Source organism: Pseudomonas sp. URIL14HWK12:I12 (assembly GCF_003097135.1).
GTDB lineage: Bacteria > Pseudomonadota > Gammaproteobacteria > Pseudomonadales > Pseudomonadaceae > Aquipseudomonas.
The window spans coordinates 120,792-135,565 of the sequence record NZ_QEQL01000001.1 but is presented as its reverse complement, the minus strand read 5'-3'; the positions used below and the strand labels follow the sequence as shown (position 1 = coordinate 135,565).

General features: G+C 63.7%; 14 protein-coding genes. 6 read left to right on the top strand and 8 right to left on the bottom strand.

Features of this window, described 5'->3' with window-relative positions; genetic code table 11:
• Positions 1-11: 11 nt before the first annotated feature.
• The 3 genes from F474_RS00575 to aroQ all read left to right on the top strand — a co-directional run bounded on the left by F474_RS00575 (position 12) and on the right by aroQ (position 2,891).
• On the top strand, positions 12-2,018 hold the full coding sequence (locus F474_RS00575; RefSeq protein ID WP_097086413.1) for a mechanosensitive ion channel family protein: 2,007 nt from the start codon (positions 12-14) through the stop codon (positions 2,016-2,018).
• A gap of 70 nt (positions 2,019-2,088) precedes the next feature.
• Positions 2,089-2,433 (top strand): hypothetical protein, encoded by a 345-nt coding sequence (locus F474_RS00570; RefSeq protein ID WP_125483355.1) that lies wholly within the window; start codon positions 2,089-2,091, stop codon positions 2,431-2,433.
• Between the two features lie 20 nt (positions 2,434-2,453).
• Positions 2,454-2,891 (top strand): type II 3-dehydroquinate dehydratase, encoded by a 438-nt coding sequence (aroQ, locus tag F474_RS00565; RefSeq protein WP_097086410.1) that lies wholly within the window; start codon positions 2,454-2,456, stop codon positions 2,889-2,891.
• A gap of 87 nt (positions 2,892-2,978) precedes the next feature.
• On the opposite strand, the gene F474_RS00560 is transcribed toward aroQ, so the two are convergent.
• The 4 genes from F474_RS00560 to eat form a co-directional block, all read right to left on the bottom strand.
• Entirely contained in the window at positions 2,979-4,622 is a 1,644-nt protein-coding gene (locus F474_RS00560; protein ID WP_097086408.1) for an acetolactate synthase large subunit, read from the bottom strand.
• Between the two features lie 210 nt (positions 4,623-4,832).
• Positions 4,833-5,651 carry an ethanolamine ammonia-lyase subunit EutC gene (eutC, locus tag F474_RS00555; protein WP_097086406.1) on the bottom strand — a complete coding sequence of 273 codons (819 nt, stop codon included), beginning with the start codon at positions 5,649-5,651 and terminating at the stop codon, positions 4,833-4,835.
• A 9-nt stretch (positions 5,652-5,660) separates the two neighbouring features.
• Positions 5,661-7,055, bottom strand: a complete 1,395-nt coding sequence (locus F474_RS00550) for an ethanolamine ammonia-lyase subunit EutB (protein WP_097086404.1) — start codon at positions 7,053-7,055, stop codon at positions 5,661-5,663.
• Positions 7,056-7,058: 3 nt separating this feature from the next.
• A complete protein-coding gene (gene eat, locus F474_RS00545; RefSeq protein WP_097086401.1) occupies positions 7,059-8,420 on the bottom strand; it encodes an ethanolamine permease in 1,362 nt (453 codons plus the stop codon).
• Positions 8,421-8,741: 321 nt separating this feature from the next.
• On the opposite strand from eat, the gene F474_RS00540 reads away from it, so the two are divergent.
• From F474_RS00540 to F474_RS00530, 3 genes are all read left to right on the top strand, one after another.
• Positions 8,742-9,794 (top strand): AraC family transcriptional regulator, encoded by a 1,053-nt coding sequence (locus F474_RS00540; protein ID WP_097086399.1) that lies wholly within the window; start codon positions 8,742-8,744, stop codon positions 9,792-9,794.
• Between the two features lie 113 nt (positions 9,795-9,907).
• Positions 9,908-11,059 (top strand): hypothetical protein, encoded by a 1,152-nt coding sequence (locus F474_RS00535; RefSeq protein ID WP_097086397.1) that lies wholly within the window; start codon positions 9,908-9,910, stop codon positions 11,057-11,059.
• Positions 11,056-11,982 carry a site-specific integrase gene (locus F474_RS00530; protein ID WP_097086395.1) on the top strand — a complete coding sequence of 309 codons (927 nt, stop codon included), beginning with the start codon at positions 11,056-11,058 and terminating at the stop codon, positions 11,980-11,982. The genes F474_RS00535 and F474_RS00530 overlap by 4 nt, the downstream gene beginning before the upstream one ends.
• Here F474_RS00530 and F474_RS00525 read toward each other — a convergent pair.
• The 4 genes from F474_RS00525 to F474_RS00510 all read right to left on the bottom strand — a co-directional run bounded on the left by F474_RS00525 (position 11,976) and on the right by F474_RS00510 (position 14,684).
• A complete protein-coding gene (locus F474_RS00525; RefSeq protein WP_097086393.1) occupies positions 11,976-12,389 on the bottom strand; it encodes a response regulator in 414 nt (137 codons plus the stop codon). The genes F474_RS00530 and F474_RS00525 overlap by 7 nt on opposite strands.
• Before the next feature lie 115 nt (positions 12,390-12,504).
• On the bottom strand, positions 12,505-13,467 hold the full coding sequence (locus F474_RS00520) for a zinc-binding alcohol dehydrogenase family protein (protein ID WP_097086392.1): 963 nt from the start codon (positions 13,465-13,467) through the stop codon (positions 12,505-12,507).
• A gap of 71 nt (positions 13,468-13,538) precedes the next feature.
• A complete protein-coding gene (locus tag F474_RS00515) occupies positions 13,539-14,321 on the bottom strand; it encodes a helix-turn-helix domain-containing protein (protein WP_097086389.1) in 783 nt (260 codons plus the stop codon).
• 36 nt (positions 14,322-14,357) lie between these two features.
• Positions 14,358-14,684 carry a thioredoxin family protein gene (locus F474_RS00510; RefSeq protein WP_097086387.1) on the bottom strand — a complete coding sequence of 109 codons (327 nt, stop codon included), beginning with the start codon at positions 14,682-14,684 and terminating at the stop codon, positions 14,358-14,360.
• Positions 14,685-14,774 lie beyond the last annotated feature (90 nt).

The window sequence follows — 14,774 nt, the reverse complement described above, 5'->3', positions numbered from 1 at the left end:
GGAGCCCGCCCGTGCCACGCTTGTGCCTGCTGTTGTTGCTCACCCTGCTGAGCTTGAACCTCAACGCCGCTACTACGGCTGCAACCCCTGCCCAGCCACCCGAGCCGCTGGTCCAAGGTGGCCTGCTTGGCACCCTGGGCTCGAGCCTGGACAGCCTGCAGGATTCACTGAACCTCAACGATAGCCTCGTCGATACCTGGCGACTGCGCACCGACCGCGCGGCCGACGAGGCTGGCAAGCTGCTGGACCAGCATGATGCTGACGATAGCCTGTGGCTGACCCGCGACGTTCTGATAATCAGCGCCTGCTGGATCGGTAGTTTTGCAGTGTTGCACTTGCTAGCACGCACCTTCTGGGCGCGCGCTGGGCGCGTGGGGCCGTTCCGCCACCGCCCACGCCTGCACGAGGTGTTTGGCTATCTGCTGCGCTTCACCACACCGGCGCTGCTGGCGCTGCCGATCACTTTGAGTGTGGCCCAGCACCTAGCGCTTTCACCCGCGCGGGCGCTGGCCCTTTCGTTGGCCTACGCCACCGGCAGCGGGGCCTTCTCCACCTCCATCGTGATGTGCGTGATCACCCTGTTCGATGCCGGGCACAAGCGCGCTGCCGTGCGCGTGCTGCGCCAGCATACCCCTCGACCGTTGTTCCTGATCGGCTTCTTCGCTGCCTTGGGTGATGCACTGACCAGCCCGCAGATCGCCCGCCAGCTCGGCAGCAATCTCACCAGCAGCTTGGCGGTATTCTGTGGGCTGGCAGCGACTGTGCTCTTCGCAGCACTGGTGCTGCGCATGCGCAGGCCGGTGGCGCACCTGATCCGCAACCGCAGCTACCACGTGCGCCATCAGCACCGTGCCGTGCAGGAAACACTGCGTATTTTTTCGGCGCTGTGGTACCTGCCCATCTTGTTGATGATTCTGGTATCGATGGTGCACCTGATCGGTGCGGGCGAGGAAAGCCAACAAGCCCTCCAGCGCGCACTGATGACCACTGTGCTGCTGGTGGGTGCGGTGTTCCTGAGCACCCTGGCCCATCATCTGCTGCGCCCGCACGTCAGCGGCGACCCGGAGCGCTCGCGGCCCTACCTCGAGCTGGTGCGCAGCCTTGGCCATGCGCTGGCACGGGTCGCTATTGCCGTCGCTTTCATTGAGTTGTTGGCTCGCATCTGGGGCTTTTCTGTCCTGGCCTTCGCTGCCAGCAACTCGGTGGGCAGGGCAATCAGCGACTCGCTCAGCGCTATCGGCCTGATCCTGCTAGTGACCTGGCTGCTGTGGGTGGTGATCGACACTGCCATCCAGGAGGCCCTGAAGCCTGCCGTGGGCAAGCGTGCCAGCCGTCAGCCCAGCACGCGGGTCAAGACCATCCTGCCGATGCTTCGCAATGCCGCCAAGATCGTGCTGGTGGTGATCTGCGTGATCACCACCATGGCCAACCTGGGCATCAACGTCGCGCCCCTGCTGGCCGGCGCAGGCGTAGTAGGCCTGGCCATCGGTTTCGGCTCTCAGCAACTGGTGCAGGACGTGATCACCGGGCTGTTCATCCTGATCGAAGACACCATTGCGATCGGTGACTGGGTGGTGCTGGACTCCGGCCACGCCGGCACCGTCGAAAGCCTTACAGTACGCACCTTGCGCCTGCGTGACGGCAAAGGCTTCGTGCACTCTGTGCCGTTCGGGCAGATCAAGGCCGTCACCAACCAGTCCCGGCAGTTCGCCTACGCCTTCTTTTCGGTGCAAGTGACCTACGACAGCGACATCGACACCGCCTTGCGGCTGATTCGCGAGACGGCCGACGATATCGAACAGGACATTCTGCTGCGCAGCAGCCTGCAAGGGCCTTTCCAGGTGTTCGGGGTCGATAAGATGGACCTGAACGGCATCACCCTTACCGCCCAGTTTCGCACCACCTCAGGCGGCCAGTACGGCATAGGGCGAGCCTTCAACGAACGGCTAAAGAAAAAAGTCGACGAAGTGGACAACGTCAACTTTGCCCAATACCTGATGGCCCCGCGCCCGCAATGAGGCAGTGCGATCAGCGCACGGGCCGGTGCCTTGCGAGGTTTCACGCAGCAACAGGCTGGAGTATGCTGCCGTGCATTTATTTCTTGGGGCCCTGCCCATGCGCAACCGCCGCACCTTGACCCTGTTGCTGATCGCCGCCGCCGCCTGCGCGGCCGATATGCTTCTGGCCCGCGCACTGCAGGCGAGCGTAGCCATGTGCATGGGTAGTGTGCCGTCGTGCGGGATGCTGGCTTTGGAACAGGGCGCACTGGAGCTGCTGCAATTGCCGGGTTCGCACCTTTCGAGCTGGTTTCATCACGGCGCCCCCGCCCGCCTCGGCGCTACCGCCTGGTGGTGGCTCGATGGCCTGGCGTGGGGCCTGTTGGCCGCGCTGGTGGCCAGCCTCTTATACCGTCGCACCTCTCCTTCTGCCTGAACACCTAGGACAAAACACACATGGCTAAACGCCTGCTCATTTTGAACGGCCCCAACCTGAACATGCTCGGCCTACGGGAGCCGGGCACCTACGGTAGCGAAACCCTCGCCGACGTCGAAGCCATGTGCCAGGCCGCCGCCAAGGCACACGGCCTGGACGCCGAGTGCCGGCAGACCAACCATGAAGGCCAGATGATCGACTGGATTCACGCCGCGCGTGGCACCGTCGACGGTATCGTCATCAATCCGGGCGCCTGGACCCACACCTCCATCGCGATCCACGATGCCTTCGCCGCAGCTGAAGTACCGGTGCTGGAAGTTCATATCTCCAACGTGCACAAGCGCGAGAGCTTTCGCCACCATTCCTATGTGTCGCTGATCGCAGTGGGCGTGATCGCCGGGTTCGGCACACACGGCTATAAGCTGGCGATCGATCATTTCGCCAAACTGCTCAAATAGCTCCGCTCAAAAAAGAAGGCGGCAGCCCTTGAGGGGCCGCCGCCTTTTTCATGCCTGGGCCCAGAACGGGCCAGGCGATGGGTACGCTTAAACCAGCGCGCTGCGGCGCTTGAGCTCGGTATTGAGAATGAAGTCATTCTCAGAGTAGTCCACCGGGCAATCGATTACGTGGACGCCGGGGGTCTTCAGGCAATCCTGCAGCAGCGGCAGGAAGCCTTCGGCGCTTTCAACGCGGTGGCCGTGGGCGCCGTAGCTCTGTGCGTACATCACGAAGTCCGGGTTGCCGTAGTCCAGGCCGAAGTCGGTAAAGCCCATGTTCGACTGCTTCCAGCGGATCATGCCGTAGCCGTCGTCACGCAGGATCACCACCACCAGGTTCATCTTCAGGCGAACGGCGGTTTCCAGCTCCTGGCTGTTCATCATGAAGCCACCGTCGCCGCACACCGCGATGACCGGGCGGTCTGGGTACACCAGATGCGAAGCCATTGCCGAAGGAAGGCCCGCGCCCATGGTCGCCAGGGCGTTGTCGAGCAGAACGGTGTTGGGTTTGTGAGCCTTGTAGTTGCGCGCGAACCAGATCTTGTAGATACCGTTGTCCAGCGCCACGATGCCTTCGGACGGCAGGGCGCGGCGGATGTCGGCAACCATGCGTTGCGGGTAGATCGGGAAGCGATTGTCGTCGGCGCCTTCGATGATCTGAGCTTCGTTGGCCTCACGCACCTGCAACAGCCGGGTGAAATCCCAGTGGGCGGTGTCGCCCAGCGCTTCGCTGATCTGCCAGACGGAGTTGGCGATGTCGCCGATCACTTCGATCTGCGGGAAGTACACCGCATCGACCTCAGCCGAACGGAAGCTCACGTGGATCACTTCGGTGCCGCCACGGACCATGAAGAACGGCGGCTTCTCGATCACGTCGTGGCCGATGTTGATGATCAGGTCGGCCGCTTCCACCGCGCGGTGCACGAAGTCACCGGCAGAGAGCGCCGCGTTGCCGAGGAAGCGCTCATGGCGCTCGTCGACCACGCCTTTACCCATCTGGGTGGTGACGAACGGGATGCCGGTCTTGTCGATCAGCTGCTTGAGGACCTTGGCCGTCATCTTGCGGTTGGCGCCGGCGCCGATCACCAAGATCGGGCTGCGGGCCTTTTTCAGTTTTTCGACGGTCGCTTCGATGGCCTTGTGCTCGGCCAGTGGGCGGCGGTGCAGGCTGGGCGGGATCGGCATCGCGTCGGTCTGGTCGGCGGCGATGTCTTCCGGGAGTTCAAGGTGCACAGCGCCGGGTTTTTCTTCTTCGGCCAGGCGGAACGCTTCACGCATGCGTGCCGGGATGTTGTCGGCCGAGGCGAGCTGATGGGTGTATTTGGTGATGGGGTCCATCATCCCGCACACGTCGATGATCTGGAAGCGGCCCTGCTTGGACTTCTTGATTGGCTTCTGGCCAGTGATCATCATCATCGGCATGCCGCCCAGGTAGGCGTAAGCGCCGGCGGTAACCAGGTTGGTGGCGCCAGGGCCCAGGGTCGACAGGCTCACGCCGGTCTTGCCGGTGAGGCGGCCGTAAGTCGCGGCCATGAAGCCCGCGGATTGCTCGTGACGGGTCAGTACCAGCTTGATCTGCGATTTGCGCAGCGATTCCAGCAGATCGAGGTTTTCCTCACCTGGGATGCCGAATACGTACTCGACGCCTTCGTTTTCCAGACACTGCACCACTACATCGGCGGCCTTGGCCATCTTCCTCGTTACCTCGAAGTCACATAGGGTTCACCGCCCTCTCGTGAGAGCGGTGTGGGCCGCCCCGCACAGGCGAAGCGGCGGCGAACGGCAGCGGCGTGAAACGCCCGCGCTACAGGCATTGGGCAATGCCTGTAGCGCGGGCGATTTACGGCTACAGAAGTCTCGACGCCGCTGGTGGGAAGAAAGTCACGGCCGTGCTGCAAACACTTACTGCCCATCGAGCAAAAAGTTGCCCACCTGTGGTTCACCCTCGAGGGTAGGCACCTGAGCCTCGTCTTTGAGGTTCACGCCGCTGAGCTGCCGTTGCCACGCCTGGCGCATCAGGTAGATAAGGGTATGGCTGGCCATGGCGTAGCTCATGCCCTCCAGGCGTACGTTGGATATGCAGTTGCGCGCCGCGTCGGTCAGGCCCACACGGGGCGCGTAGGTGAAGTACAGCCCCAGGCTGTCGGGTGAGCTCAGGCCGGGGCGCTCGCCGATCAGCACCACTACCATGCGCGCCTTGAGCCGCTGGCCGACGTCATCGCCCAGCGCTACCCGGCTCTGCCTGACCAGGCTCACTGGTGCCAGGCGCCAGCCTTCGGCCCGGGCCAGCTCGCTGATGCGCTCGACCATCACCTGGCCATGGCGCTCGATGGCAAGCGATGACAGCCCATCGGCTACCACCAGCGCGAGGTCATAACCCTGCGAGTGTTCAGCGACCCATTGATCCAGCAGCGCGGCGCTGGCGTCGTCCAGCCGCCGCCCCAAATCCGGGCGTTGCAGGTAGATATGCCGGTCGGCGGCGGCGCTGTGCAGCTGCAGCACATCGAAGCCGCGGGCCTGGAGCGCCTGGCCCACGGCTTCGGCATCCAGCGGCACATGCACCGCATCGCGGGCCTGAGCATGGGCGTATTGGAAGTCCAGCTGCGCTGTGGTCGGCAGGCTGGTGCCGGCGCGCCCCAGTGCGATGCGTGCAGGGGTCAGGCGCCGCAGCGCCTGCCAGGGGTCGGGCCGCGCGGGGGCGTCATGGTCATCGTCATGCATAGGCAGTGCTCATCCCAAATGGGCAAGGGCCGGGCGAAACGCCGGCGGTACATCGCGGCCCAGCTGCAGGCGGCCGCCGTCCTGGCGCAGGATCCCGGTATGGGCCAGCCAGGCTTCGAATTCAGGTGCCGGTTTCAGGCCCAGCGCCTGGCGTGCGTAGAGTGCGTCATGGAAGGAGGTGGTTTGGTAGTTGAGCATCACGTCGTCCGAGCCGGGAATGCCCATGATGAAGTTGATGCCGGCGACACCCAGCAGGGTCAGCAGCATGTCCATGTCGTCCTGGTCGGCTTCGGCATGGTTGGTGTAACAGATATCGCAACCCATCGGCACGCCCAGCAGCTTGCCGCAGAAATGGTCTTCAAGGCCCGCGCGAATGATCTGCTTGCCGTTATAAAGGTACTCCGGGCCGATGAAGCCCACCACGGTATTGACCAGAAACGGGTTGAAATGCCGCGCCACCGCATAGGCACGGGCTTCACAGGTCTGCTGGTCGACCCCATGGTGCGCGTTGGCCGATAGGGCACTGCCCTGCCCGGTCTCGAAATACATCAGGTTCTGCCCAACGCTGCCACGTTTGAGGCTCAGGCCCGCTTCGTACCCCTCCTGGAGCACACTCAGGCTGATGCCGAAGCTTTCGTTGGCGGCCTGGGTGCCAGCGATCGACTGAAACACCAGGTCCAGCGGAAGGCCACGTTCGATAGCGGCAATCGAAGAGGTGACATGGGTAAGCACGCAGGACTGTGTGGGAATGCCATAACGCTGGATCACCCCGTCGAGCATTTTCAGCAACTCGCCGATCGCGCCCAGGCTGTCGGTCGCCGGATTGATCCCGATCATAGCGTCGCCGTTGCCGTACAGCAGGCCGTCCAGCACGCTGGCGGCGATGCCGGCGGCGGCGTCTGTGGGGTGGTTAGGCTGCAGCCGGGTGCTCATGCGGCCTCTCAGCCCGACGGTATTGCGAAAGGCAGTGACCACCCGGATCTTCTGCGCTACGAGCACCAGGTCCTGCACGCGCATGATTTTCGACACGGCTGCGGCCATCTCCGGCGTAAGGCCAGGGGCCAGGGCGCGCAGGCTCTTCTCGGTGGCCTGTTCGCCCAGCAGCCAGTCGCGAAAGCCGCCGACGGTCAGGTGGCTGACCGGGGCGAAAGCGGCGCGGTCATGGCTGTCGATGATCAGCCGGGTGACTTCATCCTCCTCGTAGGGGATCAACGCTTCTTCAAGGAAGCGCTTGAGCGGCACATCGGCCAACGCCATCTGCGCGGCGGCGCGCTCAGCGTCCGACTGGGCGGCAATACCGGCCAAGCAGTCACCCGAGCGTGCCGGGCTGGCTTTGGCCATCAGCTCGCGCAAGTCCTCAAAACGCCAGTTATGCCCACCCGCTACCTGGATGAAGCCCGCCATCTGTCATACCTCCGTTGCCAGTTGCTCGGCAGAAGTGCTGCGGCCGCGCACTAGTTTGGAAAACACCGCACCCACCACCATCAACACCGCAAAGATCACGGTGATGGTCGGGTTGAACCAGACCATCGCCACCAGGCACACCACCGCCAGCGCCAAGGCGATGCCTGGCACTATCGGGTAGCCCGGGGCGCGGAAGCTGCGCTCCAGGTTCGGCTCGCTACGGCGCAGCTTGAACAGGCTGAGCATGCTCATGATGTACATCACGATAGCCCCGAATACCGACATGGTGATCATCGCCGCCGTCAGGGTCATGCCCTGAAGGTTCACCGCGCCGTCGCTAAGCACTGCAGCGATGCCCACTACGCCACCGGCCAGGATCGCGCGGTGTGGCGTCTGGAAGCGTGAAAGTTTGGCCAGGGATGCCGGCAGGAAGCCTGCACGGGCCAGGGCGAAGAACTGCCGCGAGTAACCCAGGATGATGCCGTGAAAGCTGGCCACCAGGCCGAACAGGCCGATCCACACCAGCATGTGCATCCACGCCGAGTTATTGCCTACTACGGTTTTCATCGCTTGTGGCAGCGGGTCGTTGATGTTCGACAGCGCACGCCAGTCGCCAACGCCGCCGGCGAAGATCATCACCCCCAGCGCCAGGGTTACCAGGGTAAGAATGCCCGCGATGTAAGCCCGCGGAATGGTGCGCTTGGGGTCCCGGGCTTCTTCGGCAGCCATCGCTGCACCTTCGATAGCGAGGAAGAACCAGATGGCGAACGGGATGGCGGCGAAGATCCCAGAGATAGCCTGCGGCCCGAAAGTGTCGCTGCCCGACCAGCCACCGAGCACGAAATTGCTGAAGCTGAAGCCCGGCGCCACCACGCCCATGAACACCAGCAGCTCGATCACCGCCAGCACGGTGACCACCAGCTCGAAGGTCGCGGCGATGTTCACGCCAACGATGTTGAGCGTCATGAAGATCAAATACGCCCCCACTGCGGCCACGCTTGGGCTGAGTTCGGGGAATTGCACATTGAGGTAGGCGCCGATGGCCATGGCGATGGCCGGCGGGGCGAACACGAACTCGATCAGGGTAGCCAGGCCGGCGACCGTTGCCCCGGCTGGGCCGAACGCGCGCAGGCTGTAGGCGAACGGGCCGCCGGCGTGCGGAATGGCGGTGGTCAGCTCCGTGTAACTGAAGATGAAGCAGGTGTACATCACCGCCACCAGCAGAGTCGATACCAGAAAGCCCAGGGTGCCAGCAGCCCCCCAGCCATAGCTCCAGCCAAAATACTCGCCGGAAATCACCAGGCCCACAGCCAGCCCCCACAAATGCAGGGTGCCCAAGGTCGGTTTGAGTGTTGTCGCGGTCATGTGACACCTCGTCATCAGGTAGCCCCGCTTGGGGGTATGCCGGCAGGATAACCACGAAAAAACCCGCAAGACTTGACCGGCGAATGCGCAACAAGGCCGCTGCGGTCAAGTTTTAGAGCTCGGTACCAGCATGGGGCGCGACACCGTGCGCTGCACCATTTCGGCCCTGCCCGCGAGTAGATTTCACCTGTCTGTGAGTACATCGGTAACGTCGCCTGTTCGGCCGCCGACAGGTTCTGCGCCTCTGGCACCGGCCTTGCAGGACTAGGTACGGTGTTTGCTTGAAACAATTTCATACACTAGCACTCGGCGACCACTACGATGCTGCAAAACCTGGCCCATTCTGCGACTTCTTTCAGCGGCACCGGCACCCACCAAGGTGTTTTGGCTGCTGCGGCCAGCGGCCTGGAAGGGTTCATCACCCAGCACGGCGGTGACCTGGACCGGGTCTTCGGCCACGCCGGCATCGACCCCGAGCAACTGCGCAGCCCCACCCTTTCGCTGAACCTTGCCAATTACTGCCAGGTGATGGAGGAAGCCGCCCGCCAGACCGGCTGCGACAACTTTGGCCTGCATTACGGCCAGCAATTCCAGCCGCAAGCCTTGGGGCTGCTGGGCTATATAGGGCTGTGCTCAGGCACCCTCGAAGAAGCCCTGGTGAACTTCACCCAGGCCTTTCCGCTTCACCAGCACAACACATTGATCGAGCTGGTGGATCAGGGCGAGAGCTATCGTTTTGATTACCAGGTGCGCCAGCCCGGCATTGGTGCCCGCCGCCAAGACGCTGAGCTAACCCTAGGCATGGCGGCCAACCTGATGCGCCACGTGCTTGGCCCCAGATGGGCACCCCGTGAGGTGCACTTCGAGCATTGCCGCCCCGCCGATTGGCAGGCGCATCGGGAACTGTTCGATGCACCGGTGCACTTCGGCCAGGCCTGTAACAGCCTGGTCATCGCCAAACACGACCTGGCCGGGCGAATGATGCCGGGCCGCGACCCGGTGCTGCTGATGCTGGTCAAAGACAGCCTGCGCCAATTGAGCGGCCTGGCCGGCAGCCCGGACCTGCTTGCCCAGGCCGGCGATGCGGTACGCCATGCTCTGCACTTGGGAGAGCCAAGCCTGGAGCGAGTGGCCTGCCAGCTGCAATTGGGCGAGGCGACGTTACAACGCCGGCTGCGCGAGCACGGTTTGTGTTTCAGCCAGTTGGTCGAGCAGGTGCGGCGCGACCTTGCGCTGCGGCATCTGCGCGAACAGAGCCTTAGCATCAGCGAGCTGGCACCGCTGCTGGGCTATTCCGAAACCAGCGCGTTCTCCCGGGCCTTTCGTCGCTGGTTCGGCGTCAGCCCCCGCCAGTGGCGCAGCATCCAGGGGTAGGCCCCTGATCGCAGGGCAGTTTGTCGGCCACAAGATTTGCAATTCATCGCTTCTGTATGTATATACAGCCAGCAACGGCCAGCATTGCCCTCACCCCTGCCCAAGGCGCAAGCATGCGTTTGCTCGACCACAATGGCGCCATTCTGCGCAGCCTGACTCCTGCCGAACAGGCCATGGTAGAGGCGTTCGCCCTCGGCCAGGCTCAGGGCCGTGAGCTGCTGCAGGCTAACCGATGGCTGATGGGTGTCCGCGCAGAGGGCCAGTGGCTGGGCTGCGAGTGCCGCACCGATAGCATGCCGGTGCTCAACGTGACGCTCAACGGCCACACCGGAACGCTGTCGCTGCACAGCAACCCCGGCACGGCCGAGCACGCCCCTCGATGCCCCTTCGCACAACACGCAAGCGACAATGCCGAGCACGGTACGCCCAAGGCGTTGGCCTGGCGCGCACCAGACGTCCCACTGCGGCTGCTGGCCGACTTCAACGCCGCACCGGCCAGCCACGAGCGTGACGGTTTGCTGGAAGTGCTGCTGACCTGGCTGGAAGCGGCAGGGCTGAATGTCTATAGCCATGCCGGCAAGCCGAGCCTGGGCGAACAATTCGGCCGCCTACGGCAAGTGGCGGCGCGATACCCGCTGGTAGAGCGCGTGCCGGCGGCGCACTATCTGGAAACCCGGCTCGACATGAAGCACATGATGATGCTCAAAAGCCGGCTGGCCAGTTCCACTGCCTTCGGCCGGCATCGCCGGCATGGGCTGCTGCTGGACTGCGTCAGCGATGTGCGCGGGCGCAAGGTGTTCACCACGACCGACAAGCGTTTCGACCTCCAGGGCCACCACCTGCTATGGGGAGGCGCCCGGGCCAGCGGCCCCCTGCTGGCCATGGCGCTGTATTCACCCGCCCAGCCTGGCAGCCATTTCTACGAGCTGATCCACGCCGCGACGGTGCCGGTGCTCTCGCGCCAACTGATGTTTCCGGTCTTTCGCGATGAAGAGCGCGAACCTCTGCAAGCGTTGGTACGGTTGGTCGACTGGATGGCCGGCAAAGGCGTTGCCGTAACGCTGCGCCGGCCGGTCGTGGGTGGCCAGCACATGGACGAACTACTACTCAGCGCCAATGGTGACCGGGTGCTGTCGGTCTCCCTTACCGGCCAGCCACGCGGCCCGGAACCCAAAAGCGATACCTTCAAACGCTTGGCCGACTTCAAAAGCCCGGAGACCTTCAACAAGTACGTGGCTGGCTTTTTCATGCGGGGGCGTACGTGAGCGAGGTCGCCCGATACCTGGCTGCAGGCACGCGCGACAACACCCGCCGCAGCTATCGAGCGGCGATCGAGCATTTCGAAGTGAGCTGGGGTGGGTTACTTCCGGCGACAGCCGACAGCGTTGCCCGGTACCTGGCCGATCATGCTGCAACGCACAGCCTGGCCACCCTGCGCCAACGCCTGGCAGCACTCTCGCAGTGGCATTTGACTCAAGGGTTCGCAGACCCGGTGCGTACGCCCTTGGTGCGGCAAGTGTTCAAGGGCATCCGGGCGCTGCACCCTGCCCAACCGCGCCAAGCCACGCCATTGGGAATCGAAACCCTGGAGCGGGTGGTCGCGGCGCTTGAAGCCGAAGCCACTGACCCTGTACGCCGGCTCCGCGCGCGGCGAGACCAGGCGCTTGTGCTGTTAGGTTTCTGGCGAGGGTTGCGCAGCGATGAGCTGGCACGCCTGCGCGTTGAGCATGTACGGGCCCAAGCCGGTGTGGGGATCGAGCTGTATCTACCGCGCAGCAAGGGGGACCGCCAGAACCTGGGTAGCCAACTTCGCACCCCCGCCCTGAGCCGCCTGTGCCCCGTTCAGGCTTACCTGGCCTGGGTTACCACCGCTGGGCTCGCACACGGGCCAGTGTTCAGAGGCATCGATCGCTGGGGCCATCTTGCGGATGCACCGCTGCACAGCAACAGCCTTATCCCGTTGATACGTGGCATTCTCGAGCGCGGTGGAGTAGACGCCACAGCCTATTCGAGCCACTCACTCAGGCGCGGGTTTGCCACGTGGGCCACTGCCAACGGCTGGGATCTTAAAAGCCTCATGGCGTATGTTGGCTGGAAGGATGTGAAATCGGCGCTAAGGTACATCGACCCCGCTACATCGTTCGGCGGCCTGGCCCTGGAAGGGCCCGCCGCCCTGCCCTCTCAGTGAGTGACGGCCGGTTGCGAGGTCACGTCATACACACTGTCGATCAGTTGGCCGATGCTCCAAGGCTTGGGCAGAAACGCCACGCGGCTGGCAATGCCCGCAGTCTCGGGGGTTTCGTGGCCTGACATCACGATCACACGAATGGAGGGCCAATGGTCGAGCACCAGATTGGTCAGGTCTGCCCCGTCCAGCTCCCCTGGCATCCGTATGTCCGTAATGAGCAGGTCGATCTTGTCGGCATGGTCCTGCAGGCAACCGAATGCCTCGTCTGCCGATTCGTAATCTTCGATCTCGTAGCCTTCGGCGTTGAGTAGCTCACATACGAACTCGCGGATGATCGGCTCGTCCTCAACCACCATCACGCGCCGTTTGACCAGTACGTCGGTTTCTTTGAAAGTTGCGCCATCCATTTGATTCGCTTCCTAATTCGTTCGTACAGTGGTTTGCTATTGCGCTTATGGGTTTCGTCAACAGCATTGGCCGATAATTCGTGCCCCACTTTGCACTAACCGACAGACGGTTCGATCAGGAGGGTATCAATACAACCTTCTCGGTACTCCCTGCTTCCAGTGCGCGATAGCTGATAACGCCCTCCGCCAATGGTATCTGGCAAGGCGCCTCCGGCCTGGGCAGATGGCCTTGATCGAACGCCTCGGTAAAAGAATGCAGCATCGCCGCGCAACCGATCGTGTCGTACAGCAGCGAATTGACCCCAATCAGCTCACCGCCGCGCCGATAAAGCGACAGCGCGGGTAACTGCACCGTTCCGTCCGCGGGCGCGGCGATCAATGCAATCCGGCCAAAGGGTGCCAGGGCATCCACCGCGGCAGGGAGCCAGAAGCCTGTGGTGTCGAAGACGACCTGCGCACCGCCTGGATAAACCGCTTCCACCTGCATCCGGAGCTGCTCATGATCGCCTAACACCAGCGTGTCGATGCCCCGGGCGTGCAGGGAGGTGGCCTGTTCTGGCCGCCGCACCGCTGCCAGCACCTGCGCCCCCCGCAGCCTGGCCAAGGCCAAGGCTGCCTGGCCCACTGCGCCATTGGCGCCAATGATCAACAGCCGCGTGCCGGCCTGAACCTGAGCACGCTCCAACGCATCCCAGGCAGTGGTATAGGGAACCCCCAGGCTTGCAGCCTGAGCGAAGGTCAGGCTTTGGGGCATCGGCGTTACGCCTTGCGCTGGTACGGTCAGGTACCGCGCATGCGAGCCGTCGCGGGTGAACCCTGGGCCGCGCCCGGTGCCCCAGACTGCCTTGCCGAGTAACTGAGCCGGCCCCTGCTCCACCACACCGGCGAAATCCCGCCCGGGCACGCGTGGCAACGTGGTGTAGGGGAAGCGGCCCAATACATTCTTCATGTCGCTGGGGTTAAGGCCAGCGGCCTCCACTCGCACCAACACTTCGCCCTCGGCGGGCACCGGCATAGGCAGGTCGGCGAAGCTCAGGTGGTCCAGGCTTCCAGTGGCTTGAAATTGCAGTGCTTGCATGGCAGGCCTTCTATTTCGGGAAAGAAGGCTGCAGGCTAGCGGCAGCGCAGGGGCTCGACCTGCCACCCACTTCAGGGAATCGGACAAGCGTTCGGGCCGAACGCCGACGGCGGTGCACCCAGAGCGTTGCGAAACATCTCGCTAAAGCTGCCCGGCTCATAGCCCAGGTCGCGCGCAATGCGGCCTACCGCAATGCCCTGCAGGCGCTGGGCAACGGCCAGAGCCAGTTGCACCTGGCGCCGCCACTGCACGAACCCTATACCCAGTTCCGCCTGAAACAACCTGGCCAGCGTGCGAGTGCTCGCCCCCGCCTCGGCGGCATGCTGCTCGAACGACAGGTGCTGCGCCGGCTGAGCCATGACTGCTCTGCAGACTGCCAGCAAACGACGGTCGCCCGCCTCGGGCATCGGCACCTGCAACCCGCCAGGCGGTGCAGCCCGCAGCTCCATCACCAGCAAGTTGTCCAGAGCCTGGGCATAGCCCGCCTGGGCAACATCGTCCAACTGAACGCGCCTCACCACCAGTTCGCGCAACAACGGTGACACCTCTAGCACAGCCAACCGTTTGCCAACCGTTGAAGCCCACATGGGCGCCAGGTACAGGTTGCGCATCTGCAGCGGGTTGACCACGCGAATCCCATGAGGAACGCCCGGCGGCAGCCATACGGCGCGCTGGGGAGGCACCAGCAGGGCCGAGCTTGGGGTGTCGACCCACATCAGCCCGCTGATCGCGTGCAGCAACTGGCCCCATTCATGGCTATGGGTTTCGATGCAGGTGCCGCGCTCATAGCGCTTGGCCAGGGGCAGCACGGTCTGGGTGGTCGGGGCGAATGAGGGAGGCGTGGCCAAGGCCATAGCGGTCGTCACCTGAGGGAAGGCACAACCAGCCTATCATCCCTGGCCGGCCAACTGCTCGAATGCCTCTTCGATCAGGCCCGTATGCGAGGGCCTGACCAGCCGCGCGACTTCCTGGCCATCACGTAGGAAGACCATCGTCGGCCATAGTTTGACCTTGTAGGCACGGCCCAGCCGGCGCCCCGGCCCGTCCTCGATCTGCAGGTGACGCACCTGCGGATACTCCGCCAACACTGGTAACAAGTACTGCCGTGCAGCCTGGCAGTGCACGCACCAGTTGGTGCCGAACTCCATGAGCAACAGGCCGCTATCGTGCAGCAGCGTGTCGTGATCGAACGTTTCAGGTTGGTAGGCGGTCTGCATGAGGGTTGACTCCGAACGATGGGCCTAGCCTTGTAGAGCACAGGCAGCGGTCCGCCGTTCCACGCCTCGGCCGGGCGCGCTTTTGCACTT

Coding starts and splice junctions, on each gene's coding strand:
- F474_RS00540 (WP_097086399.1), top strand. CDS start 8,742: ATGCTGCAAAACCTGGCCCATTCTGCGACTTCTTTCAGCGGCACCGGC.
- F474_RS00535 (WP_097086397.1), top strand. CDS start 9,908: ATGCGTTTGCTCGACCACAATGGCGCCATTCTGCGCAGCCTGACTCCT.
- F474_RS00525 (WP_097086393.1), bottom strand. CDS start 12,389: ATGGATGGCGCAACTTTCAAAGAAACCGACGTACTGGTCAAACGGCGC.
- F474_RS00550 (WP_097086404.1), bottom strand. CDS start 7,055: ATGGCGGGCTTCATCCAGGTAGCGGGTGGGCATAACTGGCGTTTTGAG.
- eat (WP_097086401.1), bottom strand. CDS start 8,420: ATGACCGCGACAACACTCAAACCGACCTTGGGCACCCTGCATTTGTGG.
- F474_RS00510 (WP_097086387.1), bottom strand. CDS start 14,684: ATGCAGACCGCCTACCAACCTGAAACGTTCGATCACGACACGCTGCTG.
- aroQ (WP_097086410.1), top strand. CDS start 2,454: ATGGCTAAACGCCTGCTCATTTTGAACGGCCCCAACCTGAACATGCTC.
- F474_RS00560 (WP_097086408.1), bottom strand. CDS start 4,622: ATGGCCAAGGCCGCCGATGTAGTGGTGCAGTGTCTGGAAAACGAAGGC.
- F474_RS00515 (WP_097086389.1), bottom strand. CDS start 14,321: ATGGCCTTGGCCACGCCTCCCTCATTCGCCCCGACCACCCAGACCGTG.
- F474_RS00520 (WP_097086392.1), bottom strand. CDS start 13,467: ATGCAAGCACTGCAATTTCAAGCCACTGGAAGCCTGGACCACCTGAGC.
- eutC (WP_097086406.1), bottom strand. CDS start 5,651: ATGCATGACGATGACCATGACGCCCCCGCGCGGCCCGACCCCTGGCAG.